We start from the raw sequence: 25591 nt of genomic DNA, 5'->3' as shown, positions 1-25591 counted from the left end.
ACCCTCCGCATTCGCCAGCAAGCCGGCTCCCACAGGGTTTAGCGCAAGACCGACTGGCTGGATCAGCTCCCCGCACCACCATGGGCTTCTTCAAAGAAGAAATCTTTCCAGCTGTCGGCCTTGTTTTTCAAGACGCCGATTTCATGCAGTTTCTCGGCGTAGATGAAGGTGCGCTGCGGCACGACGGTGAAGTCGATTTCAGGATCGGAGACGATCTTTTCCACCAACGGCAGCGGCAGCCTGGATTTCTCGACCTCGATGTAGGTCTTCGCCGCTGCCGGTTTATCGGCCTTGATGATTTTCTCGGCTTCGGCCAACGCGTCGTAGAAGGCCTTGTAGGTCTTCGGGTTTTCGTCGTGGAATTTCTGCGTGGTGTACAGCACGTTGAACGTCGCCTGACCGCCCAGGACGTCGTAAGAACTCAGCACTTTGTGCACGTTCGGGCTTTCCAGCTCCTGATATTGAAACGGCGGGCTTGAGAAATGCGCGCTGATTTCAGAGCCGCCCGCGATCAGCGCCGAGGTGGCGTCCGGGTGCGGCAGGCTGACGGAGATGTTGTCGAACTTCTTGTAGTTGTCGTTCCCGAACAGCCTGGCCGTTTCGATCTGCAAGGTACGCGACTGGAAGCCCACGCCTGCCGCGGGCACGGCAATGCGATCCTTGTCGGTGAAGTCGCTGATCGTCTTCACGTCCGGCTTGTTGCTGAGCAGGTAGTTAGGCATTGAGCCCAGAGACGCGATGGCTTTGACGTTCTGTCTGCCCTTGGTGCGGTCCCAGATGGTCAGCATCGGCGGCACGCCGGCCGACACCACATCCAACGCCCCGGCCAGCAGAGCTTCGTTCATGGCGGTGGCGCCGGAAATGCTGTTCCAGTCGACCTTGATGTCGATGCCCTGCTCCTTGCCGTGTTTCTCGATCAGCTTCTGCTGTTGCACCACGTCGAGAATCAGATAGCCGATGCCGAACTGCTGGGCGATGCTGATCTTGCCCTCGGCATGGGCGCCGCTGCTCGACAGCGCACCGACCAGACCCACCGTGGCTGCTAGCGCGGCCAGCATCGGGTATTTGGATGAAGTCCCCATAGAATCCTCACAATAAACGCGAAAAATGTTGGAAAGCTTCATGTCCGGCGGTCCGGTCCAGTCAGCGAAATAATCTTCTAATGACCGATCAGCGCTGCATGCCCCACCGTTTCACAGTCAGGCGCTCGACATTGCTGAACAGCAGGTTTTCCACCAGCAGACCGATGATGATCACGGCCGCCAGGCCAGCGAACACCTTGTCGGTGTACAGCTCGTTGCGGTTCTGGAAGATGTACCAGCCCAGCCCGCCTTTGCCCGACGACGCGCCGAAGACCAGCTCGGCGGCGATCAGGGTGCGCCAGGCAAACGCCCAGCCGATTTTCAGGCCCGCCAGAATCGACGGCAGCGCCGCTGGAATCAGGATGTACCAGACGAAGCGCAGGCCTTTGAGGCCATAGTTGCGACCGGCCATGCGCTGGGTTTCCGAAACACCGAGAAATCCGGCGTAGGTGTTAAGGGCCAAGGCCCACAGCACCGAATGCACCAGTACGAAAATCAAACTGTTCTCGCCAAGGCCGAACCACAGCAGCGACAACGGCAGCAGCGCAATGGCCGGCAGCGGGTTGAACATCGCGGTCAGCGTCCCGAGCAGGTCGCGGCCCAGTTGCGTGGACACCGCCAGCGTGGTCAAACCGAAGGCCAGAACGATGCCGATCAGGTAGCCCTTGACCAGCACGGTCAGGGAAATCCAGACCTTGGCCAGCAGCTCGCCGGTGACGATGCCATCGACAAAAGCGTGAGTGGTTTGCAGGAAGCTGGGCAGCAACAGGTCGTTGCCCTGAATACGCGCAGCGATTTCCCAGATCACCGCCAGGGCAATCAGAATCACGCTCTTGCGCACCCAGCTCAGTTGCCAGATGCGTTGTGCGAGAGGAATGTCGCGGGCCAGGTCTTCCTGAGTGAAAGGCTCCAGCGCGACTTCATACTCTTCGCGGATCGGGGGTGAAAGGCTCATTTTGGAAATCTCTCTTTAAGTCGACCTAACCCCCTGTAGGAGCGCGCTTGGTCTGGGCCGCATCCGGACGATTGGGTCGTGTCAGGCGACATCAATGTCACAGAAATACCGCAATCGCGGGCAAGCGCGCTCCTACAAGGGGATGCACTTGCTAATAGGCAATACGAATATCCTGAAACCGCAGATCTTCTTCGGCCACAGGCGCTTCGCCTTCATCGAACAGCAGCCGGTGAATACGTTGCGCCGAGCGCTGGAAATCCACGCCGCCCAGGCTTTTCAGGTCGTACTGATGGCTGTTGATCTCGGCGCGAACACGCCCCGGATGCGGCGACAGCAGCAGAATCCGGTTGCCCACCACGAGCGCTTCTTCGATAGAGTGCGTGACGAACAGCAGCGTGAAACGCACCTCTTCCCACAGCTCCAGCAACTCTTCCTGCATCTTGCGACGGGTCAGCGCATCGAGCGCCGCGAACGGCTCGTCCATCAGCAGGATTTTCGGTTGCATCGCCAGGGCGCGGGCAATGGCGACACGGGCTTTCATGCCGCCCGACAACGTGTGCGGATAGGCGTCGGCGAACGCACTCAAACCGACCTTTTCCAGGTAATGCCGCGCACGCTCTTCGGCTTCCCGACGCTTGAGCGTACGTGAGGCCAGCAGCGGAAACATGACGTTCTCGATCACCATCTTCCAGGGCGGAAGCTGGTCGAACTCCTGAAACACCACGATTCGGTCCGGCCCCGGTTCCCTGACTGGCTGACCGGCCAGACGAATCTGCCCTTCGCTGGGTTGAATAAAGCCGGCAACCGCTTTGAGCAGGGTCGACTTGCCGCACCCCGAAGGGCCGAGCAACACGAAACGATCAGCAGGATCGATTTCGAAACTGACTTGATGGGTGGCCCGCACCACGCGTTCCGGCGTGCGGTATTCAAGGCTTACGCCCTGGACTTGCAACAGCGCTTCAGCGGTAGGCTGATTGACCTGTTGCGCACTCAAGCGATCGCTAGCCGTGTGGCTTTGCAGAACAGCATTCATTGAACGGGCTCCTGAATAAGGGTTGCCGGAATCGAGGCTGCGGAATCAGAACGGCGCGTCGCCCTGGATGGTGGTGCGATGCAGCCGGCGACGCAGGTGATCGGGCGTACCGCCGGCCAGGTGAATCAGCGAACGGTTGTCCCAGAACACCATGTCGTTTTCCTGCCACTCGTGGCGATAGACGCCTTCCGGACGCACGCTGTGGGCGTACAGTTCGTTGAGGATCTGCTGACTCTCGTCCTCGGGCAGACCCACGATATGGGTGGTGAACCCTTCGCTGACGAACAAGGCCTTGCGGCCGTTTTCCGGGTGGGTACGCACGATCGGATGACTGACGACGGCCACTTGCGCCAGTTGCTCGGCACTGAGCGTCGGACGCCAGTTTTCGGCATTACGACCCTCGCGGTAGCGGGCGGTGTAGCTGTGAACCGCGCTACGACCTTCGACGGCTTTGCGCAGGTGCTCAGGCAACGTGTCCCACGCCAGGTGCATGTCGGCGAACAGCGTGTCGCCGCCTTCGCTGGGCAGCTCCTGCGCATAGAGCATCGAACCGAGGCTCGGCAGTTCTTTGTAGGAAAGGTCCGAGTGCCAGTATTTGCCCGCGTCACCCAGACCGACCGGCTGACCGTTCTCGACGATGTTGGAGACGATCAGGATTTCCGGGTGGTTGGCGAGCAGGAACTGCTTGAGTACGTGAATCTGCAGCACGCCAAAACGACGGCTGAAGTCGATCTGCTGTTGCGGGGTAATCTGCTGATCGCGGAACACCACGACGTGGTATTCCAGGTGCGCACGGTGTACGCGAGCAAAGTCTGCGTCATTCAGCGGGCGGGACAGGTCCAGGCCGACGATTTCTGCGCCCACCTTTTCGGCGAACGGACGCACCTCGAACAATTGATCCGGCGCTTGCGAGGACAAGGAAGCTTGGGAGGCTGCTGGCATGAGAACTCCGACTCCAAAAAGGCATAGGGCTTAGGTGTCGGAACTTTATAGCTATAAGAACGGAATTTTAAATATCGTTAGAGCATATGAATAGCGCTGAAAGAACTAGGGCGACCGCAGTGCCCTTTTCCGTGACCTGACCGATATCAATTCTTATGTTCCAGCGAGAACCCGAAGCCCATGATTGCTGTCTATTCCGCATCTCGCAGCCAGGCACCGCCTGCGAATGAACCGATCTTCGGGATAAGCAGAAAGAAGAGGAACGACGATGCCAGTACGCGGAAACGACAACGATCATTCGCAAGACAAAGCGCATGAAGACAACGTGAAACTGCTCATCGCCCTACACCGCGCTCTGGGCTTCCATGCAAAAACGCCGACGCATGTACAAGCCGTCGGCGTGAGAAACGTGGGTCGGTGAGCCCTGACTCCGCGCACCCTTAACGGCGCGCTCCTACAGATGAATGCGCTTTCGCCGCGCATTCATCTTCCAATCAAAACGCTGGCAATACCGCGCCGTCATACTTCTTGTTGATGAAGTCTTTGACTTGCTGGCTGGTCAGCGCCTTCGACAATTTCTCGATCGCGTCGGTGTGAGCGTTGTCGGTACGGGTGACCAGGTAGTTCACGTATGGCGAGTCCGAACCTTCCAGAATCAGCGCGTCCTTTTTTGGGCTCAGTTTGGCTTCCAGCGCGTAGTTGGTGTTGATCATGTCCAGATCGACCTGATCCAGCACACGCGGCAGCACGGCCGATTCCAGCTCGCGGAACTTGAATTTCTTGGGGTTGGTGGCGATGTCTTTCGGGGTTGCCAGTGCGTCGGTCGGGTTCTTCAGGGTGATCAGACCGGCTTTCTGCAACAGCAACAGCGCACGACCGGCGTTGCTGCCTTCGTTAGGAATGGCGATGGTTGCGCCTTCCGGCAACTCCGCCAGCGACTTGTACTTCTTCGAGTAGCCGCCGAACGGTTCGACGTGTACGCCAACGCCAGTCACCAGCGTCGCGCCTTTACCCTTGTTGAAGCCGTCCAGATACGGCTTGGTCTGGAAGTAGTTGGCGTCCAGACGTTTTTCGTTCAACTGAACGTTGGGCTGCACATAGTCGGTGAAAACCTTGATTTCCAGGTCTACGCCTTCTTTGGCCAGTTCAGGCTTGATCAGCTCAAGGATCTCGGCGTGCGGGACCGGAGTCGCGCCGACCACGAGTTTCTCGCCAGCGTGCGCCACGCCGATGGAAAGGGCAGCCGCCAGAGCGGTGAACAACAACGTCTTTTTCATGCGATTTCCTTAGGAAAAATCCGGTCGCCTTGTGGGCAACCTCTCTCGATAGTGCCGCGGGTATCGCCCTTGGCAGGGTGGCGGCTGGAGCGGACATTACCGAGATTTTTTATTCCGAGACAATACTTTTTCGTCGGATGTTTATGCTTTTTGGTTCTCAGGAAGCGTTTTGCCAGCAGACAGCCTCTGATCAGCCGTCTAGATCAGTTATCACCCCGACATTCTGTGGGAGCGCGGTTGCCCGCGATTGCGGTAGCGCCAGTGACATTGATGTAGGAGACATATCACATCGTCCGAATACGACCCCGACCAAGTGCGCATCTGCAGAGGCGGCTTAATGTCTTCCAGGCAAATTCAGATGTTCAGGAAGAATCTCCGCCCCGCTGCTCACCAGCAGCGCGAAGTGAATGACGTTTTCCAGCTCTCGTGTGTTGCCAGGCCAGTAATGCGCTTCCAGCACCTGCTGCGCCGCCTCGCTGATCAACGGTGTGGAGAAGTCCAGACGCTGACTGTAGATGCCGAGAAAATACTCCGCCAGCGGCAAGATATTGCCCGGTTGCTCACGCAGTGGCGGCAAGTCCAGTCGCCCCTCGCTCAGATAGCGATACAGGCGCTCATGGAACTTCCCGGCGGCCACCGCCAGGCTCAGGTCGATGCTGGTCGCGGCCACGAGTCTTACGTCCACGGGAGTGGGTTGCTGCGCGCCTACCCGAGTGACTTCATGGTTTTCCAGCGCAGACAGCAATTTGATCTGGATCGACAGCGGCAGGTCGGCGATCTCGTCCAGATACAAGGTCCCGCCTGTCGCCGAACCGAACCACCCCGCTCGACTGCTGACCGACCCCGTATGAGCGCCCGCGGCGTAACCAAAAAGCTCGGCGTCGGCGTAGGTCGGGCTGATTGCCCCGCAGTTCACCGACACGAACAAGCCGGAGCGGTCGCTGCCTCGGTGGATGTGTCGCGCCAGCAACTCCTTACCCGTGCCTGGCTCGCCTCGAATCAACACCGGCAAATCCAGGGGCGCCAGTTGCTCCATTTCTTCGCGCAAGCGACGGGAGCGAGGATCGACGAACACCAGCGCCTTGGCGCGAATGCTCAATGGGCTCTTTTCAGCGTCAGGAAAGGTCAGCAGCGGCTGACTCGTTGGCTGGTTCAACAGGGTGGAATGGCTCATGGCAGTCTCCCGCCCAAGCCTTCCATCGACCTGAGCGTTAAAAAAAAGGCCGCAGCGCCTGTGCGTTCGCTGCGGCCAAAAAACCAGTGATCGAAAGGCCTTCAGGCACGACGCCGGGCCGATTGCTCGATTCGACCTTGCAAGCGGTACAGGTAAGCAAAACCCTGTTCCCAACGCTGGTGACCGGACTTGACGTTGATGTGTCCGGCACCGCTGAGGATGCCGATTTCAGCGCCCCAATTGCGGGCCATCTCCATCGCACGCAAGGCGCTGACGGCGGAATCGTTGTCGGAGCTGACCACCTGGCTCGGGAACGGCAGCAAGTGCTCGGGGATCGGCGCAAAGTTGCGAAGGGCAGGCGGGCAGTTCGGACGCTCGACATCGGCAGGCGCCACCAGCAACGCCCCACGCACCTGACTCAGGGTTTCCAGCGGGGCCAACTGGGCCCAATGCGCTACAGTCACGCATCCCAGGCTGTGGGCGATCAGAATCACCGGAGAACTTTCGGCGGCGATCACACGCTGCAGCTCCCCTACCCGGTCTTCGCGGCGCGGTTTCAGCCAATCGGCCTGTTCCACGCGCACGCTGTTGGGCAAGCTGTTCTGCCAGTGAGTTTGCCAATGGTCGTCGGCAGATCCTTGCCAGCCTGGCACGATCAGGTAACGGATCGATTCTTTATGCATGGCTTTCGCCTCCTGCATTTTCTGCGTTCATGGCGGCGAGTATAGGGACGAGATATATATTCGAAAAAGAATAAGAAGATATTTATTAATAACCGAAAGCCATATATCGCACTCTCATGCGCCAGCGCTGCAAAAAAAGAGGGCCACCCCCTGCCTTAAGGAGTAGCCCTGATAATCACGCTGTCTGCCCCCAAGCTCGCCGGGGATGAGTGAAGAATACGAGCCGGTTGTTACAGAAATTTTTAAACCGTGAAATTTCTCGCAAGCGCGCTCCTACAAGTTCAACCGCGTACGGGCTTAAGTGCGTTTTTTACGTCTGCCGAATGGAGCGTCGCAAACCGGTTCGCCCGACCGAACGTCCCGAAATCATTGAAACGAACCCCCATTTCGGCCATGACCTTGTGCGCCACCGGCGCCGTCATCTGGCGGATGTAGAACGGCTCCTTCACCACAAAGTGATGGATGCCGTGGGTGCTGCCGAAGTTGAAGCAGAATGCCTGAAGCGGCCACAGCCACCAGGGGTTGAGCACCTGGGTCTGCTGCATGACGTTGCCTGGCTCGACATCGCCGTAGTAATGCATGTTGGAACTGACGAAATGCAGGCAGAAGGTCCGCAACACGTTGGGCCCGACGATCACGACCGCCGCGATGTCGATGACATGCATGAACGCCAGCGTATTGGCCGACCAGTCGATAGCAAACCCCGTCAGGCTGGCGACGCCATTGACTGCATGAAAGCCGAGGAACACGTACCAGGCACTCCAGTTGAGCAACGCCAGCGGCGCATAAACCCGCAACGTGCGTTTGAGAATGCTGAACTTATGCGCCCAGGTTTTCGCCCGCAGCATGCGAATGAGCGACGACATTACGTTATCGCCCACCATCAGCAGACGCGCGATGCCCCATGGCTCGCCGTTGGTGATGGCGCGCTCTTCCATGTCCGCTTCGGTGCCGGACACCTTGTGATGGTTAAGATGCAGATGCCGGCGAATCCAGGGATTGATGGTGCTCGGCCGCGCCATCCACACCAGCGCCAGCATCAGGTTGTGCGGCACCCGGTGTTTTCGGAAATACATGCTGTGGATCAGGTCGTGCTCCAGCTCGTGGGTCAGCGACGCAAAGAATGCGTTGAGCAGTACGCATATCCACCAGGCCATGTATCCACCGAGATAGAGCGCCGCGCTGCCCATCATGCCCGCCAGTGCGACAACCAGAATGCCGACACCGATTGCGTCTTGATGCGCAAGGAGGGGGTAGCGTTCGCGCAGCGCGTTGCCATGCGCCATCACTACCGCGCGAATGTGCGCTGATCGCTGCTGCGCATTCAGGCCGGCAGCGCTTGCAGAAGTGTCGTGCATGCTTCCATTCTCCGGTTTTATTATTGAAATATGTTTCAACGTGAAACCACTGCTTCACTGTGCCGTACGTGGCGTAAAGCCGCCCGGCCGTGAACGCCAACCCGTTGACCGGAAGCGCCAATCTGTATGCCTGAGCCGAGTGTTCTCGCCAGCTGGACCCGCGCCCTGCGCAAGCAACTCGACGCCCTCGGCCTCGACGGTCTTGCGCTGGGTCAGGCTGCGGGGCTGGATTCGCAACTGATGGACGACCCGAACGCGCGCTACCCGGTCACTGTCACTACGCGTTTTTGGCAATTGGCAGTGCAGGCCAGTGGCGACCCGGCGCTGGGCTTGCGGGTGTCGCGCTTCGTCAGTCCGACGACCTTTCACGCACTCGGTTACGCGCTGGTGGCCAGCGGCTCGCTTCGAGAAGTGTTCGAACGCATCGTGCGTTATCACCCGGTGGTGAGCGACGCGCTGGACTTGAGCTTTGTCCGTGTGGGCGACCGCTATGAGTTTCGTTTTCGCGTACCGGAAGGCGGACCGATGCCCGCCAATGAAGCCATGGACGCGTTCGCCGCAATCTACGTGCGCACCTGCAGAAATCGATTGGGGCGCCACTACGCGCCGCTCGCCGTGCACCTGATGCGGCCACAACCGGCAGATCCAAAACCCTGGCATGACGTGTTTCGCGCGCCGCTGTTTTTCGGCGCGCCGGACAATCTGCTGGCGTTCGCCTGCGACGATTTCGACAGCCATCTGGACGACGCCAATCCTGAACTGGCCGAGCACAACGAGACCGTACTCAACCGCGCCATAGAGAAGCTCAGCCCACTGACCTGGGAGCGCAAAGTGCGCGGCGCCATCGAAACCCAACTCCCGGAAGGCGAACCGTCGGCCGAACGCATCGCCCAGCACCTTCATCTGAGCCTGCGCAGCTTGCAGCGCCATCTTGCGGACGAAGGCTGCAGCTACGACCTGCTGCTCAATCAGTGCCGACAGAATCTGGCGCTGCAGCATATGCGCGATCCTGGCAGTTCACTGGGCGAAATCGCCTACCTATTGGGATTTGCCGACACCAGCAGTTTCAGCCGCGCGTTCAAGCGCTGGACCGGCATGACGCCCAGCCAGTACCGCGACAGCATGCTTCGCTGATCAAGCGATCAACGGTGTCAGTCGGTGCAGAGCCGCCTTGCGCAGCCGGTCGGTATCGAGAATGTGGATGGCATCGTGCTCACCGCGCAGAATGCCGCGCTCGGCAAACTCGGCAATCACCCGCTCAACCACCTCAGGCAACAACCCCAGCCGACGCCTGGACAGTATGTCGTGAACCGGTACAACGCGAGTGGATCTATCCATGTCGCCATAACCTTCGGCAAGCATCAGCAGGCGAAAGGCGACGCGTTCTTTGGTCGGCATCAGCCTCAACTCATCGGGAGGCGGCACCATCAACCCCAACTTTCGCCCCAGCAACTGGCCGAACCAGCGCCAGTAATGCGGATGATCGCGCAGCAACGCTTGAAGCGGCGCCTGAGGGAGGTGCAGCAGGATGACCTGGCCTTCGGCGTAGGCATCACGCAGGCGGGGCTGCTCGTCGAACAGGGACACCTCGCCGAACCAGTACGGCCTCACCTGGGTTGGCTGAGGTTGCCATTGTTGTTGGCTCTTGAGGTCATTGAAGCGAATTGAACCGTCGAGTAACGCGTACAGACCGCAGGCCGGCTTGCCGTACTCGAAGACCCGTTTGCCGGGCGTCACGCGTCGCTGCCGCATGACCGTCAGCAGACTATCCTGCAAGGAGCCGGGCAACTCACTGAACCATTTGTCGTTGTCCAACCATGAGCGCCATTGGGTTCCATTCGTCATGTGAATCTCCTTTTTCTCGCTGGCGTTTTATTGCAGGCTGGGCCAGCCAATAGGCCCAGCCGAAAATCAGCGGCATGATCCACGCATCAAGGGAGGAATAACAATGAAAAACCTCGTCGATCACCTCAGCCAGTACGCGGCGTACCACCGTGATACCCGGAACATACTCACCCACTTCGTCGGCGTCCCGCTGATCGTCCTGGCAGTGGCCGTGCTGTTGTCACGACCGGGCTGGAGCAGTTGGTCGCTGGGCGAGCTGTGGCTGTCGCCCGCGTTGTTGGCCACCGTGGCCGCCACGTTGTTCTATCTGCGCCTGGACAGGCCTTTCGGCGTGGCAATGGGCATCGTGCTGGCACTGTTCCTGTGGATCGGCGCGCACCTGGCGCAGCAGAGCACGCTGGTCTGGCTCACCTCCGGCGTCGGGCTGTTCGTGGTCGGCTGGGTGATTCAGTTCGTGGGGCATTATTACGAAGGCCGCAAACCGGCGTTCGTCGACGACGTCACAGGCCTGATCATCGGCCCGCTGTTCGTGGTGGCCGAAGCCGCTTTTCTGATGGGAATGCGGAAGAAGCTGCAGAACAACATCGAAGGCAAAGTGGGCCGCACGCACAAACGGAATCTGAAGAAGGCAGCGGTTTAAGCCCGAGCCAATCAACTGTAGGAGCGTGGCTTGTCCCGCGATCTGGCGCGAAGCGGCAGTAAAAACGGTTGAATGCGGTGTGTCAGTCACATCGCATTTGTAACGTTGCTGCCGGTACCCGGCAGATCGCGGGACAAGCCACGCTCCTACAGGGTTCGGCCAGATCCCGTATCAGATGCTCTCGACCTTCTGCCACACCTTCGGCTTGAAGAACAACGTCTCCCCGCGCGCCAGACCGATCAGGCTGTCGTGATCCTTCACCACTTCCGCTTCGATCAGGTCCGGTTGCCCTTCGACCTTCAGCGTCACGCGTGTCGTTGCACCCAACGGCCGAATGTCGCGCACTTCGGCGGCGTGATGCCCTTCCACTTCATGGCGCGACAACGACACCTCGTGCGGACGAAACAGCACGTGGTTGTCTTCGCCCAAATGCAGACGGTTGGAGTCGCCCAGGAAGTGATAGACGAAATCGCTGGCCGGGTTCTCGTAAACCTCGCCCGGAGAGCCGATCTGCTCGATCACACCCTTGTTCATGACGACGATCCGGTCGGCCACTTCCATGGCTTCTTCCTGGTCGTGGGTCACGAACACTGACGTCAGGTTGATGTCTTCGTGAAGACGCGCCAGCCAGCGGCGCAGTTCCTTACGCACCTTGGCGTCCAGCGCACCGAACGGCTCATCCAGCAGCAACACCTTCGGTTCGACGGCCAATGCACGTGCCAGCGCAATACGCTGACGCTGACCACCGGACAGTTGCTCCGGATAGCGGTCCGCCAGCCAGTCCAGTTGCACCATGTTCAACAGTTCATGAACCTTGGCGGCGATCTGGCTTTCGGTCGGGCGCTGATTCTTCGGTTTCATGCGCAGGCCGAAGGCGACGTTGTCGAACACCGTCATGTGGCGAAACAACGCATAGTGCTGGAACACGAAACCGACGTTGCGATCCCGCACATCATGGCCGGAGACGTCCTCACCGTGGAACACGATGCTGCCCTGATCCGGCGTTTCCAGCCCGGCAATGATGCGCAACAGCGTGGTCTTGCCACAACCGGACGGGCCCAACAACGCGACCAGCTCGCCACTCTGGATGTCCAGACTGATGCTGTCGAGGGCCTTGAAGGCGTTGAAATTCTTGCTGACGTTACGGACTTCGATCGACATGAATTATTCCTCCGCCGCGCTTCGGCGCAGACGGCTAATGCGCGCTTCGCTCCACTGCTTGAGCAGCAGGATGAACAGCGCAAGGATCAATAACAGGCTCGCCACGGCAAATGCAGCCACGTGGTTGTACTCGTTGTAGAGAATCTCGACATGCAGCGGCAGGGTGTTGGTCACGCCGCGGATGTGGCCAGACACCACTGACACCGCGCCGAACTCACCCATCGCCCGCGCGGTACACAGCACCACGCCATAGATCAGGCCCCATTTGATGTTGGGCACCGTGACGTGCCAGAACATCTGCCAGCCGTTAGCGCCCAGCAGCCGTGCGGCCTCTTCTTCCTGCGTGCCTTGTTCCTGCATCAGCGGGATCAGCTCGCGCGCCACGAACGGCACGGTCACGAAGATGGTCGCCAGCACGATGCCCGGCAACGCAAAGACGATCTGAATATCGTGATCCTGCAACCACGGCCCGAAGATGCCCCGGGCGCCAAACATCAGGATGTAGACCAGACCGGCAATCACCGGCGATACCGAGAACGGCAGGTCGATGAGCGTGACCAGGATCGCTTTGCCACGAAACGAGTACTTGCTCACGCACCACGCCGCCGCGACACCGAATACAACGTTCAGTGGCACTGAAATCAGAACGGCATAGACCGTGAGCTTGAGTGCCGAGAGCGCATCCGGCTCAAGAATCGCCGTGAAAAAACCACCCAGGCCGTTTTTCAGGCCCTGACCGACGACCACAAAAAGGGGCAACAACAAAAACAGCGCAAAGATCAGCCAGGCAAGGCCGATCAGAAGGCGCCGCGACACCGCGCTGCCGCGACGGGCGGCATTGGCGGAGGAAGCGGAAATAAGCGATGAACCAGACATACGTGCGCCTCCTCAGTTAGGGGTTTCGATGCGTCGCTGCAACAGGTTGATCAGCAGCAAGAGAATGAACGACACCACCAGCATCATGACCCCGATGGCAGTAGCGCCGGCATAATCGTACTGGTCGAGCTTGACCATGATCAGCAGCGGCAGGATTTCGGTCTTCATCGGCATGTTGCCCGCGATGAAAATCACCGAGCCGTACTCGCCCACGCCCCGCGCGAACGCCAACGCGAAGCCGGTCAGCCAGGCAGGCAGCAACGCCGGCACAAGAATGTGGCGAAACACCTGGATCGGTCGCGCGCCCAGACAGGCAGCGGCTTCTTCGACTTCACGGGGAATATCGGCCAGCACCGGCTGCACGGTGCGCACCACGAAAGGCAGTGTGACAAATGTGAGTGCCAGGGTTATGCCGAGCGGGGTATAGGCGATCTTGAAGCCCAGATCGGTGGCGAACTGGCCCACCAGACCGGTGGGGGTGTACAGCGCGGTCAGCGCAATACCGGCAACCGCCGTGGGCAGCGCAAACGGCAGGTCGATCATCGCGTCGATGATCTTGCGTCCCGGGAAGGTGTAGCGAACCAATACCCAGGCCAACAACGTACCAATGATGCCGTTGATGATGGCCGCAAAGAACGCAGTACCGAAGCTCAACTTGAGGGCGGCCAGCACGCGAGGTGCAGTCACGATGGTCCAGAATTGAGCGGCGCTCAGCTGAGAGGCATGAATGAACATGGCCGCAAGCGGTATCAGCACAATCAGGCTGAGGTACACCAAGGTGTAGCCCAGCGTCAGCCCGAAGCCGGGTATGACGGGGGATATGCGTCGAGACATGAGTGTCCTTGGTTAACACACGGAACCCGGAGCGAGGCCGGGTTGTTTGATTCCAATGTAGGCGCGCGGCGGAAAATCTATCAGAAAACTCATTGTCCGCCACGGTGTCCCCTGTAGGAGCGCGCTCCTACAGATTTGTTGCGTTACTGCGGGATATAGATCTGGTCAAAGATCCCGCCATCGTCGAAGAATTTCGGTTGAGCCGATTTCCAGCCGCCGAAGTCTTTATCGATGGTCAGCAGGTTCAGTTCAGGAAACTGCTTCTCATACCTGGCAGCCACTTCCTTGTCGCGCGGACGGTAGAAATTCTTCGCCGCGATTTCCTGGCCCTCCTTGCTGTACAGATGCTTGAGGTATTCGGTCGCAATTTCGGTGGTGCCATGTTTCTCGGCATTCTTATCGACGACGGCGACAGGAGGCTCGGCAAGGATCGACAGCGAAGGCACGACGATGTCGAATTTGTCAGCACCGCCGTCTTCTTTCAGCGCCAGAAACGCTTCGTTTTCCCACGCCAGCAGCACGTCGCCCTGACCGTTGTTGACGAAAGTGATGGTCGAGCCCCGCGCGCCGGTATCCAGCACGGGCACATGCTTGAACAACTTGCTGATGTATTCCTTGGCCTTGGCTTCATCGCCACCGCCGGACTTCAGGCCATAGCCGTAAGCCGCCAGGAAGTTCCAGCGCGCCCCACCCGATGTTTTAGGGTTTGGCGTGATGACCGACACGCCATCCTTGATCAGGTCGTCCCAATCGTGAATGCCCTTGGGGTTACCCTTGCGCACCAGAAACACGATTGTCGAGGTGTACGGCGTGCTGGCGTCGGGCAGTTGGGTCTGCCAGTCAGCCGGAAGCGTTTTGCCCAGTTTGGCGATTTCGTCGATGTCACCGGCCAGTGCCAGGGTCACCACGTCGGCAGGAGAACCGTCAATGACCGAACGCGCTTGCTTGCCCGAACCGCCGTGGGACTGGTTGATCTTGACGGTGTCCTCCGGGTGGGACTTTTTCCAGAAGTTGATGAATTCGGCGTTGTAGTCCTGATACAACTCGCGGGTTGGGTCATAGGACACGTTCAGCAGGGTGAAATCCTTGGCAACGGCAGGACCGGCAAACACGGCAACGGCGAGAGCGGCCAGCGCGTAACGGCGAATGGACATGAATCAAGCTCCTGGAAAACTATGCGTTGTTGGTTTTTCTAATGGGCGCGCTGTGTAGGAGCGCGCTTGCCCGCGATGCGATTGTCCGGCCCCCTGAATTCGTGGCATCTGGACGGGCCTCTCGCCTGCAAACGCGCTACGACCAAGTGCTTCAGCTTTGTTTGTTACCCGGATTCTGCAGACGGAATTTTTCCTTGCGCTCGATCTGCACCACTTGTGCGTTGTGCACCGTGATTTCAACCGCGCCAAAACGCAGGTCGCGCAGGGCGTTCTGAATTTCTCGCAGAATGCTTGCTTCGTCCTGACCATCCACGCTACGTAGAGATGCGCTCATGATCGTGCTCCTTGATGGGTTGCCCGCAGCGGCAGGGTGAAGGCGGCTGCCAGTGGCGTGGGAGCGATAGTAGAAGGACGGGGTTATTCTTAAAAATACTATTTAAGAATGCAGATATAACCAAAAGGTATTTGGTTGGAGTTGGCTCAGCGCGGCGTCCTGACCGTCAGTCACCGCTCTAGCAGCGCGTTGTAGATGCGCGCTTGCCCGCGAAGAAGGCGCCGCGGTGTCTCGGAATGGCGCGTGATCATTTATCACGGGCAAGCGCCTTCAGTCGATGCGGTCAGGTCAACGCAAACACCGGCGCATGCTGCCAGTCGATCTGCTCGGCAGGCATGGGTCGGGCAAACCAGTAGCCCTGCCCCAGCTCACACTGGTTCGCCAGGAGAAACTGCGCCTGGTCGGCTTGCTCGATACCTTCAGCCAGTACCCGCATGCCCATGGCCTGAGCGAGCGCGATGATTGCCCGAACAATGGCGATATCGTCCTCATCGTCCGGCAGACCCGCTACAAATCCCTGATCGATCTTCAGTTTCTGCACCGGCATGCGCTTGAGCCGCAGCAACGACGAATACCCCGTGCCGAAGTCATCGATCGACAGTTTCAGGCCCAGCTCGCGCAAGCGGTGCATCTGTTCGATCGCCTGCTCGGGATCGTCCATGACCGCGCTTTCAGTGACTTCCAACTCAAGGTAGTGTGACGCCAGCCCTGTTTCGCCCAGCACCTGCGCCACCCGGCGATCAAGATCGGCTCGGCCAAACAACCGGCTCGATACGTTGACCGCCACGAATGACAACCCGATCCCGTCTTCCAGCCATTGCCGCATCTGCCGACATGCCTCGGTCAACACCCAGTTATCGATATCGGCGATCAGGCCGCTTTGCTCTGCAATCGGAATGAATTCGCCCGGAGATACCATACCGCGCTGAGGATGCTGCCAACGCACCAGCGCCTCGACACCTTCGATACGACGGGTATGCAGGTTATGGATCGGCTGATAAAACAGGCGCAACTCGTTCTGCACGATGGCGCGCCGCAGTTCCCCGGCCAGTTCCACCCGGCGCTGGGCGTGGGCGGTCAATTCTCTTGTGTACAACGCATAGCTTTCCCGGCCCTGACTCTTGGCCTGAAACAAGGCGGCGTCGGCGTTACGCAACAGTTGTTCGGCGCTCAGTGCATCGTTGGGAAAAATGCTGATACCGATGCTCGCCGTGAGGAAAAGAGATTGAGTGTCGATCAGGAACGGTTCACGTAACCCGTCCAACAAGCCTTGGGCCAACTCCGCCGCCTGAACTGCGTGCTGAGAACTCTCGACCAGCACAGCAAATTCGTCGCCCCCGAGCCGCGCCAGGGTTGCTCCTTTGCCTACCCGTTGCGCGAGTCGCTCGCTGACCGCCTTCAGGACCTCATCGCCGATGCTGTGGCCCAAGCTGTCGTTAATGTGTTTGAAGTGGTCGAGGTCGATCAGCAACAGAGCCAGATGATGTTTGTTGCGCCGGGCATGGGTCTGCGCCTGCTCCGCGCGGTCGGTGAACAACAGTCGGTTGGGCAAGCCGGTCAACGCGTCGTAATGCGCCAGATGAGCCAGTTCGCGCTCGGAATGCTTGATGCTGGTGATGTCCGAGAACACTGCAACAAAATGAGTGATCACACCCCGGTCATCTTTAATGGAGCGAATGCTCTGCCATTGCGGGTAGATTTCGCCGTTTTTGCGCCGGTTCCAGATCTCGCCACTCCACTGCCCGGCGCTGAGAATGGTCTTGTACATGCGCTCGTAGAACTCCGGGCCATGGCGCCCGGATTTGAATTTGTTGGGGCGCTCGCCCAGCACTTCGTCTTGCTGATAACCGGTGATCGATATGAATGCCCGATTGACGTGCACGATTACGCCTTCGGCGTCCGTGACCAGTACGCCTTCCAGCGTACTGTCGAACACGGCTGCAGCCAGACGCAGACGTTGCAGGTCCTGTTTGCGCTGAGCCCGGGCTTTGATGCCGATGAACCCCAATAACCGGGACCGGGCGAGGTAGATCGACACGGCGCTGATCGCCAGCCAGACATAACCACTCATCAGTTGGGCACGCGCCAGCTGAACCGAGTCGTCGATCAGGAAAGGGAGCACGTCGTCGCAGAACACGAGCCAGAAAATCGACAGCAGCCCATACAACAGTGCGGTTTTCAGCGCATCTCGGGTGATAGCTGACATAGAAAGTCGAAAACCTTACGAAAGGCCGGATTATAGAGCAAGAAACATCCTGCGACGCTTATGTGAAACAGCGACTGGTTTTATCTGGTGGCTAAGTGATAATGCGCGCTGCTGTAGGGGTCTGTACAAAAAACGACCTCATTACCTGTTCGCGTTACAACCGAGGGCAACTCAGCCTATGTGGAACAACGGTCTGCTCGACCTTTCCGTCTGGCAATTGGTCGCAGTCACCCTGGCGATGACACATGTCACCATTGTCAGCGTCACGGTCTATCTCCATCGCTATTCAGCTCACCGCTCGCTCGAACTCAACGCCGGGCTCAAGCACTTTTTCCGTTTCTGGCTGTGGCTCACCACGGCGCAGAATACCCGGGAGTGGACCGCCATCCACCGCAAGCATCACGCCAAATGCGAAACCGTCGATGACCCGCACAGCCCGGTCATCAAAGGGTTGTCCACCGTGCTGCGCAAAGGTGCCGAGCTGTATCGCGCCGAAGCGGAGAACCCGGACACGCTGCGCATCTACGGCAAGAACTGCCCGGAAGACTGGATCGAGCGCAACCTGTACTCGCGTTACCCGCGTCTGGGCGTGATGATCATGGGTGTGATCGATCTGGCGCTGTTCGGGGTCATCGGTATCACTGTCTGGGCCATCCAGATGATGTGGATTCCGGTCTGGGCGGCCGGTGTGGTCAATGGTCTTGGCCACGCCGTCGGCTATCGTAACTTCGAGTGCCGCGATGCGGCGACCAATCTGGTGCCGTGGGGCATCCTGATCGGCGGCGAAGAGCTGCACAACAACCATCACACCTACCCCAACTCGGCCAAACTGTCGGTCAAGCGCTGGGAGTTCGACATGGGCTGGGCGTGGATCAAACTGTTCTGCTGGCTGCGACTGGCCAAAGTGCAGCGGGTGGCACCGATCGCGCATCGCGTGGAAGGCAAGGGCCATGTCGACATGGACACTGCCATGGCGATTCTTAATAACCGTTTCCAGATCATGGCGCAGTACCGCAAGCTGGTGATCGCGCCGTTGGTGACGCAGGAACTGGCCAAGGCCGACGCGTCCGTCCGCCACCAGTTCCGCCGCGCAAAACGGCTGCTGTCGCGTGAAACCAGTCTGCTGGAAGACAGACATCAGGTGCGTATCCAGAGCATGCTGGAGCACAGTCAGGCACTGAAAGTGATCTACGAGAAGCGCCTGGCCTTGCAGCAAATCTGGGCCAAAACCAGCAGCAACGGCCATGACATGCTGGCAGCCATTAAAGACTGGGTCCATGAGGCGGAAGCCAGTGGTATTCAGTCCTTGCGTGACTTCGCCGACCAGTTGAAAACCTACTCGCTACGCCCTCACCACGGCTGATGCCGTTGATCGGCGCACATCCATCCGGGTGTGCGCCTGTCGGAACTTCGTGCCACTACACCTATCTCATTATCACCTTCGCACTATGCTGTGTGAGACGTTGTGGCTGTGCGCCGCACCTTATTTTGAGATGCAGTGCTCATGGACAATCAGACACCCCCGACCGTCATCCCCGCAGCAGCGGAAACCCTGTTGGCCTTGATGCACGCCCAGGCGGAAGTGGCGCGTTTGAGCGAGCGCGAGCAGCTCTTCAGCTCGTTGCTGGTCAGCGTCAACGCGGTGCTCTGGGCGTTCGATTGGCAGACCCAGCGCATGATCTACGTCAGCCCTGCCTACGAGCGCATCTTTGGTCGTTCGGCGGGATTACTGCTGGCCGATTTTGGCGAATGGCGCGACAGCATCTATCCGGACGACCTTGATTACGCAGAGCGCAGCCTCAGTGAAGTACTGGAAAAAGGCTCCATCGAGGACCGCGAATACCGCATCATTCGCGCCGATGGTCAGGTGCGCTGGCTGAGCGACAAATGCTTCGTCAGCCACCAGGCCGAACAGGGGCAACGCCTGATCGTGGTCGGCATCGCCGAAGACATCACTGAAAAGAAGCAGCTGGAAGACGAACTCCAACGCCTGGCCACCACCGACGTGCTCACCCAGAGCAGCAACCGCCGACACTTCTTCGAGTGCGCTCAACGCGAATTCGAGCAGGCTCGTCTGCAAGGCACACCGATGGCGTTTCTCTTGCTGGACGTGGATGATTTCAAGCTGGTCAATGACACGTACGGTCACCAGGAAGGCGATATCGTGCTGCAACGCATCGCCGAGTGCGGACGGAAGACGCTGCGCCGTGGCGATCTGTTCGGACGTATTGGCGGCGAGGAGTTTGCGGCGGTGTTCCCGGGCTGCGCGCCAGACATGGCCAAGCAGATTGCCGAGCGCCTGCAACGGGAAATTCAGCGGCTGTCGTTCCAGCGTGACGATAAAAGCTTTGGCATCACGGCCAGCCAGGGCCTGACCAATCTGGGCACACAGGACCAGAGCCTGGAAGCCCTCTACGCCCGTGCGGATGCGGCGATGTATCAGGCTAAACGTCAGGGAAAGAATCAAATCGTATTGGTGTGAAGGCTGGCGGTGATCCCTGCGAGGCACCCTCGCCAGCCGTCCAGGCGTTATCGAATGCTCTGGATGCTGCCTTTGTTACCGGAGACCTTGACGTTCACCTGCTTGAAAATGAAGTAATCGTTGACGGTCACTTCATAACGAGGGGCGACAATCAGATCTGCGCCGGAAGACTTCACAGCCTTGTAAGCGGCAGCTGCCTTGGCGTTGGAAACCGGATCAGGCAATGGCAGACCCATTCCGGAGCCGCCGCCTGCGCCATAGCTCACGCCGTCCGCGAACTGGTTATCGCCGCCCAACGCCAACCAGCCAAACAGGATGTTGGTGGAGGATTCGCCGCTGATGGCTTCACCGACTTTTACGTCAGCTTTCAGGTCGGTTTTGACATCGCCCGAGAGCGGCGCCGTTGGCTGGCTTACGTTGTAGCTTACGCAGCCACTGGTCGTCGCGATCAGTGTGGCGACAGCCGCCAACGTCCATATTTTCTTCATGTGTATCTCCCCTCGTTCATGATCAGATAGTTGCAGCGGCGCAACTATAAGGAGGAGGCCCGGGAATAAAAGTCAGGCATTTCCGAAAGAAAAGTAGGACGTGCAAGCGGATGTCCGAGTGAAATTTCACACATGCCGCGTTAAGGGGGTGACAGGCGTACCCTGGCTGCAGTGCGTTCTGCTGTTACATCAGGCCACCAGCTTACTGCGTACCCTCTCAAGATCTGACGCGTTGACCTTCAGCAGCCGCGCAGACTTACTCTTGGCGAGGGCTTCCAGTGGGTCTGCTTCCCCGAGGCGACCCATCTGCCCGGCCAAGTTCATCGCCAGCACTTCGCGGGTATAGACGCCGGTGTTGTACTGATAGACCGCCGCGATCAGCTCGCGCAGCTCCAACGGCAGGCGCCAGCGCGTGCGCAGCGCCGAACCGAAGGCCGCCGCATAGTGTTCAAGCGCGCGCGCAATGCACGCCTCATCCAGCGTGCCGCCCGCGTGAAGCCATTCTTGCAGACAGCGGATCACCGACAGATCGCCCAGCCCTCTGAGCAACCCCGCGCAATGGCAACGCTCGTGGTCCAGGTCCAGCGTGCGTGCCAGAATCCGCGCGTATCCGGCCGTTCGATGCGAGACATCCCAGATCTGGCTGGCCTGAAGAATCAGCCCAGGGTCGCTCAACAGAGCACCGCGCTTGAGCGCCAGGCCCTGAACCAGATTCGCGCTCTGCGTGGCACCCAGGGTCGCCAGCGCTTGCGCCAATGTCTGTTGCGGTCTGCCTTGATGCTGTGAGGCACTGTTGGCGGCGGCGATCAAGACAGCCGTAACGTGCGGGTCATCGATCAGTTCCTGCTCCAGCTTTTTGAGATCGACGCCCGACGGTGTGCGACTGCGTGCAATGACGTCCCGCACATCGACGTACAAGGGGCCGCCATCCGCCAGCTCACGGCGCTTGTCCAGAAATGCATCCAGGCCCATGCCCGGCGCCAAGGCAGGCACCGCGCACGCGACTTGCGCACCGTCGGGCGAGAGCAAGATCGTCAGGCGCTGGCGCAGACTGTCGATGTTCAGTGGCTTGGTGAGATAAGCGGTGGGCGCCAATTGCACGGCTTCGCGCACACTGGCGCTGTCATTGCGACTGCTCAGGAGAATGAAACGCACAGGAGGCTGACGCTTGAGCATCCGCACGCCGCGCAGCAGCGTCAGGCCATCAACGCCTGGCAACTCGCGTGAAGCAATCACCAGGTCGGGAATGAAGCCGCGCATAAGCTCGACCGCCTGCTTCCCGTCGGGGTACACGTCCAGCTGCGCATCGCAGCGCACGTCCAGCACCAACTCGCTGAGCATCTCCCGCGTCCAGGGGTCCGCTTCAGCAATCAACACGCGAGGAACAGCAGGCGCCTCTACAACGGTCATCATGACTCTCCGGCATCAGTCTTTTTACCTTAGTCAAAGACCTGCGCTCGAGACAGGTAAAAAGCGAATTTTCTGACGTCAATAAACGAAAAAACCTGCCGAAGCAGGTCTTTTCTAACGACTTGGTCACATTTTGATCAATCGTATTGATCAACCGTGACCCACGCTTCAGGCGATTTCAGCGAAGCACTCTTCGATGATTTTCAGCCCTTTATCCAGCTGCTCGTCTGGCGAGGTCAGTGGGACCAGCACGCGCAGAACGTTGCCGTAAGTGCCGCACGACAGCAGGATCAGACCCTTCTCACGCGCTTTGGCAACGACTTGCGCCACGGCTGCCGCATTCGGCTTGTGGGTGTCGCCGTTTTCGAAGCACTCGACCGCAATCATGGCGCCCAGCGCACGCACTTCGCCGATGACCGGGTGCTTGGCCTGGATGGCGCGCAGCCCTGTGACCAGACGCTCGCCCACTGCCTTGCAACGGTCCAGCAGGTGCTCTTCTTCAAACACTTCCATGACCGCCAGCGCAGCGGCGCAAGCAATCGGGCTACCGGCGTACGTGCCGCCCAGACCGCCTGGAGCGATGGCGTCCATGTACTCGGCCTTGCCGCACACACCGGCCAGCGGGAAACCGCCAGCGATGGACTTGGCGAACGTGGTCAGGTCGGCAGCAACGCCCATCTGCTCCATCGCGAAGAACGTGCCGGTACGACCAGCGCCGGTCTGCACCTCGTCAGCGATCAACAGAATGCCGTGCTTGTCGCACAGCTCGCGCAGGCGAGCCATGAAGGCTTTCGGCGCCACGTAGAAACCACCTTCGCCCTGAACAGGCTCGATGATGATGGCCGCGATGTCCCTTGGCTCGGCGTCGTTCTTGAAGATGCGCTCGATGCTGGCGATGGAGTCGTCAACGCTCACACCGTGCAGCTCGTTCGGGTACAGCGCGCGGAAGATGCCGCCTGGCATCAGGCCCATGCCTGCGGAGTAAGGCACGACTTTACCGGTCAGGCCCAGGGTCATCATGGTGCGACCGTGGTAAGCGCCAGTGAAGGCGATCACGCCGGCACGGCCTGTGGCAGCGCGGGCGATTTTGACGGCGTTTTCGACCGCTTCGGAACCGGTGGTGACCAGCAGGGTTTTCTTGTCGAAATTCCCCGGGACCTTGGCGTTGACTTTTTCGCACAGCTCAACGTACGGCTCGTAAGCCAGCACCTGGAAGCAGGTGTGGGTCAGCTTGGTCAGTTGCTCTTGCACGGCGGCAACGATTTTCGGGTGCAGGTGACCGGTGTTCAGTACAGCGATGCCGCCAGCGAAGTCGATGAACTCACGGCCTTCAACGTCGGTGACGGTGGCGTTCTTCGCGGACTCGGCGAAGATCGGGTGAATCTGACCAACGCCGCGCGGTACAGCGGCTTCACGGCGTTTCATCAAGGATGCGTTTGTTTTGCTCATGGTTTCCTCATTCACCGCTCATCGGGCGGTGTGGTTCAAGGATCAGGCAGCGGGGGTCAACAGCGGCAGCATACGATGATCGACTGTCGCGGCCTCCCGGCCACCAAATAGGTTTGGGTGCTACAAAAACCTGCCGGACGTCGCTCTCGCGCCCGACAGGCTCGATACCGCTGCCTTAAACGGACAGGCAGAGGTATTTGATTTCCAGGTAATCTTCGATGCCGTATTTGGAGCCTTCACGGCCCAGGCCCGACGCCTTGATACCGCCAAACGGCGCAACTTCGTTGGAGATCAGGCCGGTGTTGATCCCCACCATGCCGTACTCCAGCGCTTCGGCCACACGGAATACACGGCTCATGTTCTGCGCGTAGAAGTACGACGCCAGACCGAACTCGGTGTCGTTGGCCATCGCGATCACTTCAGCCTCGTCTTTGAAGCGGAACAGCGGCGCCAATGGACCGAACGTCTCTTCCTTGGCAACGGCTGCGTCTTTCGGCACGTTGACCAGAATAGTCGGTTCGAAGAAATTGCCTTCCAGGCTGTTGCCACCGCTCAGCACTTTCGCGCCTTTGCTCAGTGCATCAGCAATGTGTTCCTTGACCTTGGCGACCGCTTTTTCATCGATCAGCGGGCCCGTGGTGGTGCCTTCGGTCATGCCATCGCCAACTTTCAGCTTGGCCACAGCGGCTTGCAGCTTCTCGGCAAAGGCGTCGTAGACCGAATCCTGCACGTAGAGGCGGTTGGCGCAAACGCAGGTCTGACCATTGTTGCGGTACTTGGAGATGATCGCCCCTTCCACGGCCTTATCCAGGTCCGCGTCGTCGAACACGATGAACGGCGCGTTGCCGCCCAGTTCCAGCGAAACTTTCTTGATGTCGTGGGCACATTCAGCCATCAGCTGACGACCGATCTCGGTCGAGCCGGTGAAGGAAAGCTTGCGCACGATCGGGTTGCTGGTCAGCTCGGAGCCGATGTCACCCGCGCTGCCGGTCACCACGCTGAACACGCCCGCCGGAATGCCGGCACGCTCGGCCAGTTCAGCCAGCGCGAGCGCGGAGTAAGGGGTTTGCGACGCTGGCTTGAGCACCATGGTGCAACCGGCGGCCAGCGCAGGGCCGGCTTTACGGGTGATCATCGCGGCCGGGAAGTTCCACGGGGTGATCGCGGCGGTCACGCCAATAGGCTGCTTCAGCACGATCAGGCGCTTGTCCGGCTGATGGCCAGGAATCACATCACCATAGATGCGCTTGGCTTCTTCGGAAAACCACTCAATAAAGGAAGCGGCGTAAGCGATCTCGCCTTTGGCTTCAGCCAGCGGCTTGCCCTGCTCCAGCGTCATCAGGCGACCGAGGTCGTCCTGGTTTTCAATCATCAGCTCGAACCAGCGACGCAGCTTGCTACCACGCTCTTTGGCGGTCAGCGCACGCCAGGCGGGCAAGGCTTTATCAGCGGCTTCGATGGCACGGCGGGTTTCGGCAGCCCCCATCTTGGGAACGGTGCCCAGAATCTCGTTGTTCGACGGATTGTTGACCTTGATGGTCTGGCCGCTGTCGGCATCGACCCAGGCGCCATTGATATACGCCTGCTGGCGGAACAACTTCGAATCTTTGAGCTGCATGTCGGCCTCCTAAACAGCACCGCGCACGGCGGAGCGAATTATTGATTATTCAAAGGCGCCTCAGCCGAGGCTGCCGTCAGGAAAACATTCGCCGGGCCCCGCACACACGGATCGGGAAAAGCGCGGGTGATCGAACGGGAGCGTTTGAAATCTCAAACGAATCCTAGGCACTACAGGGGTAAAGGACAATAGCCCGTTCGAAAAAAAGAACGCGCCCCGTCGCATCGACGAAAAATCAGGGTCAACGCCTTTTCCAACATCCGGAAACGTGTGAAATCGACAACAGTCACTCGCCAGCATGGACGCACGCAGGCCAGATGAGTATCATGGCGCCCGCGTTGCACCTGTAGCTCAGCTGGATAGAGTACTGCCCTCCGAAGGCAGGGGTCGTGGGTTCGAATCCCGCCAGGTGCGCCATTTTTGATTTCAGGCCGTCAGAGACGTTCTGAGAATCTGCCAGATATCCAGATATAAAGAAGCCCGCCGATGTGCGGGCTTTCTTTTTTCTGCGCTCTTACAAGCGCGATAGCCGAAAAAACAAAGCTCATCACCTCGCCTGGCATTTTTCTTCAGCTGTTCAGGACACTTCA

Annotated in this window: 22 protein-coding genes, 1 tRNA gene and 1 pseudogene; 5 read left to right on the top strand and 19 right to left on the bottom strand. The window is 59.3% G+C overall.

Annotation, left to right across the window (positions count from 1 at the left end):
- Window positions 1–62: 62 nt before the first annotated feature.
- The 8 genes and pseudogenes from BMY73_RS22910 to BMY73_RS22875 form a co-directional block, all read right to left on the bottom strand.
- Entirely contained in the window at window positions 63–1082 is a 1020-nt protein-coding gene (locus BMY73_RS22910) for an ABC transporter substrate-binding protein (protein WP_062390639.1), read from the bottom strand.
- 88 nt (window positions 1083–1170) lie between these two features.
- Window positions 1171–2037 carry an ABC transporter permease gene (locus BMY73_RS22905; RefSeq protein WP_062390641.1) on the bottom strand — a complete coding sequence of 289 codons (867 nt, stop codon included), beginning with the start codon at window positions 2035–2037 and terminating at the stop codon, window positions 1171–1173.
- A gap of 151 nt (window positions 2038–2188) precedes the next feature.
- Complete coding sequence (locus BMY73_RS22900; RefSeq protein ID WP_092409982.1) at window positions 2189–3070, bottom strand: ABC transporter ATP-binding protein; 882 nt, start codon at window positions 3068–3070, stop codon at window positions 2189–2191.
- A gap of 45 nt (window positions 3071–3115) precedes the next feature.
- Window positions 3116–4012, bottom strand: coding sequence for a TauD/TfdA dioxygenase family protein (locus BMY73_RS22895; protein ID WP_092409980.1), 897 nt, complete (start codon window positions 4010–4012; stop codon window positions 3116–3118).
- A gap of 494 nt (window positions 4013–4506) precedes the next feature.
- A complete protein-coding gene (locus tag BMY73_RS22890) occupies window positions 4507–5289 on the bottom strand; it encodes a MetQ/NlpA family ABC transporter substrate-binding protein (protein ID WP_092409978.1) in 783 nt (260 codons plus the stop codon).
- Between the two features lie 346 nt (window positions 5290–5635).
- Window positions 5636–6463 (bottom strand): annotated as a pseudogene (locus BMY73_RS22885) (sigma 54-interacting transcriptional regulator); the annotation flags it as partial.
- 101 nt (window positions 6464–6564) lie between these two features.
- The gene (locus tag BMY73_RS22880; protein ID WP_092409984.1) at window positions 6565–7146 is read right to left on the bottom strand and encodes an alpha/beta hydrolase; all 582 of its coding nucleotides are present in this window, start codon (window positions 7144–7146) and stop codon (window positions 6565–6567) included.
- Window positions 7147–7427: 281 nt separating this feature from the next.
- The gene (locus tag BMY73_RS22875; RefSeq protein ID WP_062390647.1) at window positions 7428–8504 is read right to left on the bottom strand and encodes a fatty acid desaturase; all 1077 of its coding nucleotides are present in this window, start codon (window positions 8502–8504) and stop codon (window positions 7428–7430) included.
- A 126-nt stretch (window positions 8505–8630) separates the two neighbouring features.
- Here BMY73_RS22875 and BMY73_RS22870 point away from each other — a divergent pair, with 126 nt between their 5' ends.
- A complete protein-coding gene (locus tag BMY73_RS22870; RefSeq protein ID WP_092409976.1) occupies window positions 8631–9638 on the top strand; it encodes an AraC family transcriptional regulator in 1008 nt (335 codons plus the stop codon).
- Here BMY73_RS22870 and BMY73_RS22865 read toward each other — a convergent pair whose 3' ends face one another.
- Window positions 9639–10349, bottom strand: coding sequence for a Crp/Fnr family transcriptional regulator (locus tag BMY73_RS22865; protein ID WP_092409974.1), 711 nt, complete (start codon window positions 10347–10349; stop codon window positions 9639–9641). It abuts the gene before it with no gap.
- Window positions 10350–10452: 103 nt separating this feature from the next.
- On the opposite strand from BMY73_RS22865, the gene BMY73_RS22860 reads away from it, so the two are divergent.
- Window positions 10453–10989 carry an Mpo1 family 2-hydroxy fatty acid dioxygenase gene (locus BMY73_RS22860; protein WP_092409972.1) on the top strand — a complete coding sequence of 179 codons (537 nt, stop codon included), beginning with the start codon at window positions 10453–10455 and terminating at the stop codon, window positions 10987–10989.
- Between the two features lie 171 nt (window positions 10990–11160).
- Here the strand turns inward: BMY73_RS22860 and BMY73_RS22855 are convergent, their stop codons facing one another.
- The 6 genes from BMY73_RS22855 to dibA form a co-directional block, all read right to left on the bottom strand.
- Complete coding sequence (locus BMY73_RS22855; RefSeq protein ID WP_092409970.1) at window positions 11161–12150, bottom strand: sulfate/molybdate ABC transporter ATP-binding protein; 990 nt, start codon at window positions 12148–12150, stop codon at window positions 11161–11163.
- A 3-nt stretch (window positions 12151–12153) separates the two neighbouring features.
- Window positions 12154–13026 (bottom strand): sulfate ABC transporter permease subunit CysW, encoded by an 873-nt coding sequence (gene cysW / locus BMY73_RS22850; RefSeq protein WP_092409968.1) that lies wholly within the window; start codon window positions 13024–13026, stop codon window positions 12154–12156.
- Window positions 13027–13038: 12 nt separating this feature from the next.
- The gene (gene cysT, locus BMY73_RS22845; protein WP_062390660.1) at window positions 13039–13860 is read right to left on the bottom strand and encodes a sulfate ABC transporter permease subunit CysT; all 822 of its coding nucleotides are present in this window, start codon (window positions 13858–13860) and stop codon (window positions 13039–13041) included.
- 143 nt (window positions 13861–14003) lie between these two features.
- On the bottom strand, window positions 14004–15014 hold the full coding sequence (locus BMY73_RS22840; RefSeq protein ID WP_092409966.1) for a sulfate ABC transporter substrate-binding protein: 1011 nt from the start codon (window positions 15012–15014) through the stop codon (window positions 14004–14006).
- 151 nt (window positions 15015–15165) lie between these two features.
- Window positions 15166–15348, bottom strand: coding sequence for a sulfur starvation response protein OscA (gene oscA, locus BMY73_RS22835; RefSeq protein ID WP_062390665.1), 183 nt, complete (start codon window positions 15346–15348; stop codon window positions 15166–15168).
- Window positions 15349–15631: 283 nt separating this feature from the next.
- Complete coding sequence (gene dibA, locus BMY73_RS22830) at window positions 15632–17554, bottom strand: phosphodiesterase DibA (protein WP_062390667.1); 1923 nt, start codon at window positions 17552–17554, stop codon at window positions 15632–15634.
- A 178-nt stretch (window positions 17555–17732) separates the two neighbouring features.
- Here dibA and desA point away from each other — a divergent pair, with 178 nt between their 5' ends.
- Both desA and BMY73_RS22820 read left to right on the top strand, forming a co-directional pair.
- The gene (desA, locus tag BMY73_RS22825; RefSeq protein ID WP_062390669.1) at window positions 17733–18917 is read left to right on the top strand and encodes a delta-9 fatty acid desaturase DesA; all 1185 of its coding nucleotides are present in this window, start codon (window positions 17733–17735) and stop codon (window positions 18915–18917) included.
- 141 nt (window positions 18918–19058) lie between these two features.
- The gene (locus BMY73_RS22820) at window positions 19059–20036 is read left to right on the top strand and encodes a GGDEF domain-containing protein (protein WP_062390672.1); all 978 of its coding nucleotides are present in this window, start codon (window positions 19059–19061) and stop codon (window positions 20034–20036) included.
- Window positions 20037–20083: 47 nt separating this feature from the next.
- Here the strand turns inward: BMY73_RS22820 and BMY73_RS22815 are convergent, their stop codons facing one another.
- The 4 genes from BMY73_RS22815 to gabD form a co-directional block, all read right to left on the bottom strand.
- Window positions 20084–20524 carry a hypothetical protein gene (locus BMY73_RS22815; protein ID WP_062390674.1) on the bottom strand — a complete coding sequence of 147 codons (441 nt, stop codon included), beginning with the start codon at window positions 20522–20524 and terminating at the stop codon, window positions 20084–20086.
- A gap of 189 nt (window positions 20525–20713) precedes the next feature.
- Complete coding sequence (locus tag BMY73_RS22810; protein WP_092409964.1) at window positions 20714–21934, bottom strand: HDOD domain-containing protein; 1221 nt, start codon at window positions 21932–21934, stop codon at window positions 20714–20716.
- 168 nt (window positions 21935–22102) lie between these two features.
- Window positions 22103–23383, bottom strand: a complete 1281-nt coding sequence (gene gabT, locus BMY73_RS22805; RefSeq protein WP_062390680.1) for a 4-aminobutyrate--2-oxoglutarate transaminase — start codon at window positions 23381–23383, stop codon at window positions 22103–22105.
- Between the two features lie 175 nt (window positions 23384–23558).
- Complete coding sequence (gabD, locus tag BMY73_RS22800) at window positions 23559–25001, bottom strand: NADP-dependent succinate-semialdehyde dehydrogenase (protein WP_092409962.1); 1443 nt, start codon at window positions 24999–25001, stop codon at window positions 23559–23561.
- Between the two features lie 340 nt (window positions 25002–25341).
- Here gabD and BMY73_RS22795 point away from each other — a divergent pair.
- Window positions 25342–25418 (top strand) — tRNA-Arg (locus BMY73_RS22795).
- Window positions 25419–25591 lie beyond the last annotated feature (173 nt).

It is taken from the genome of Pseudomonas sp. NFACC02 (genome assembly GCF_900110765.1).
Taxonomy (GTDB): Bacteria; Pseudomonadota; Gammaproteobacteria; order Pseudomonadales; family Pseudomonadaceae; genus Aquipseudomonas.
The sequence above is the reverse complement of the archived record's forward strand: the minus strand, read 5'-3'. Positions and strand labels throughout refer to the sequence as shown.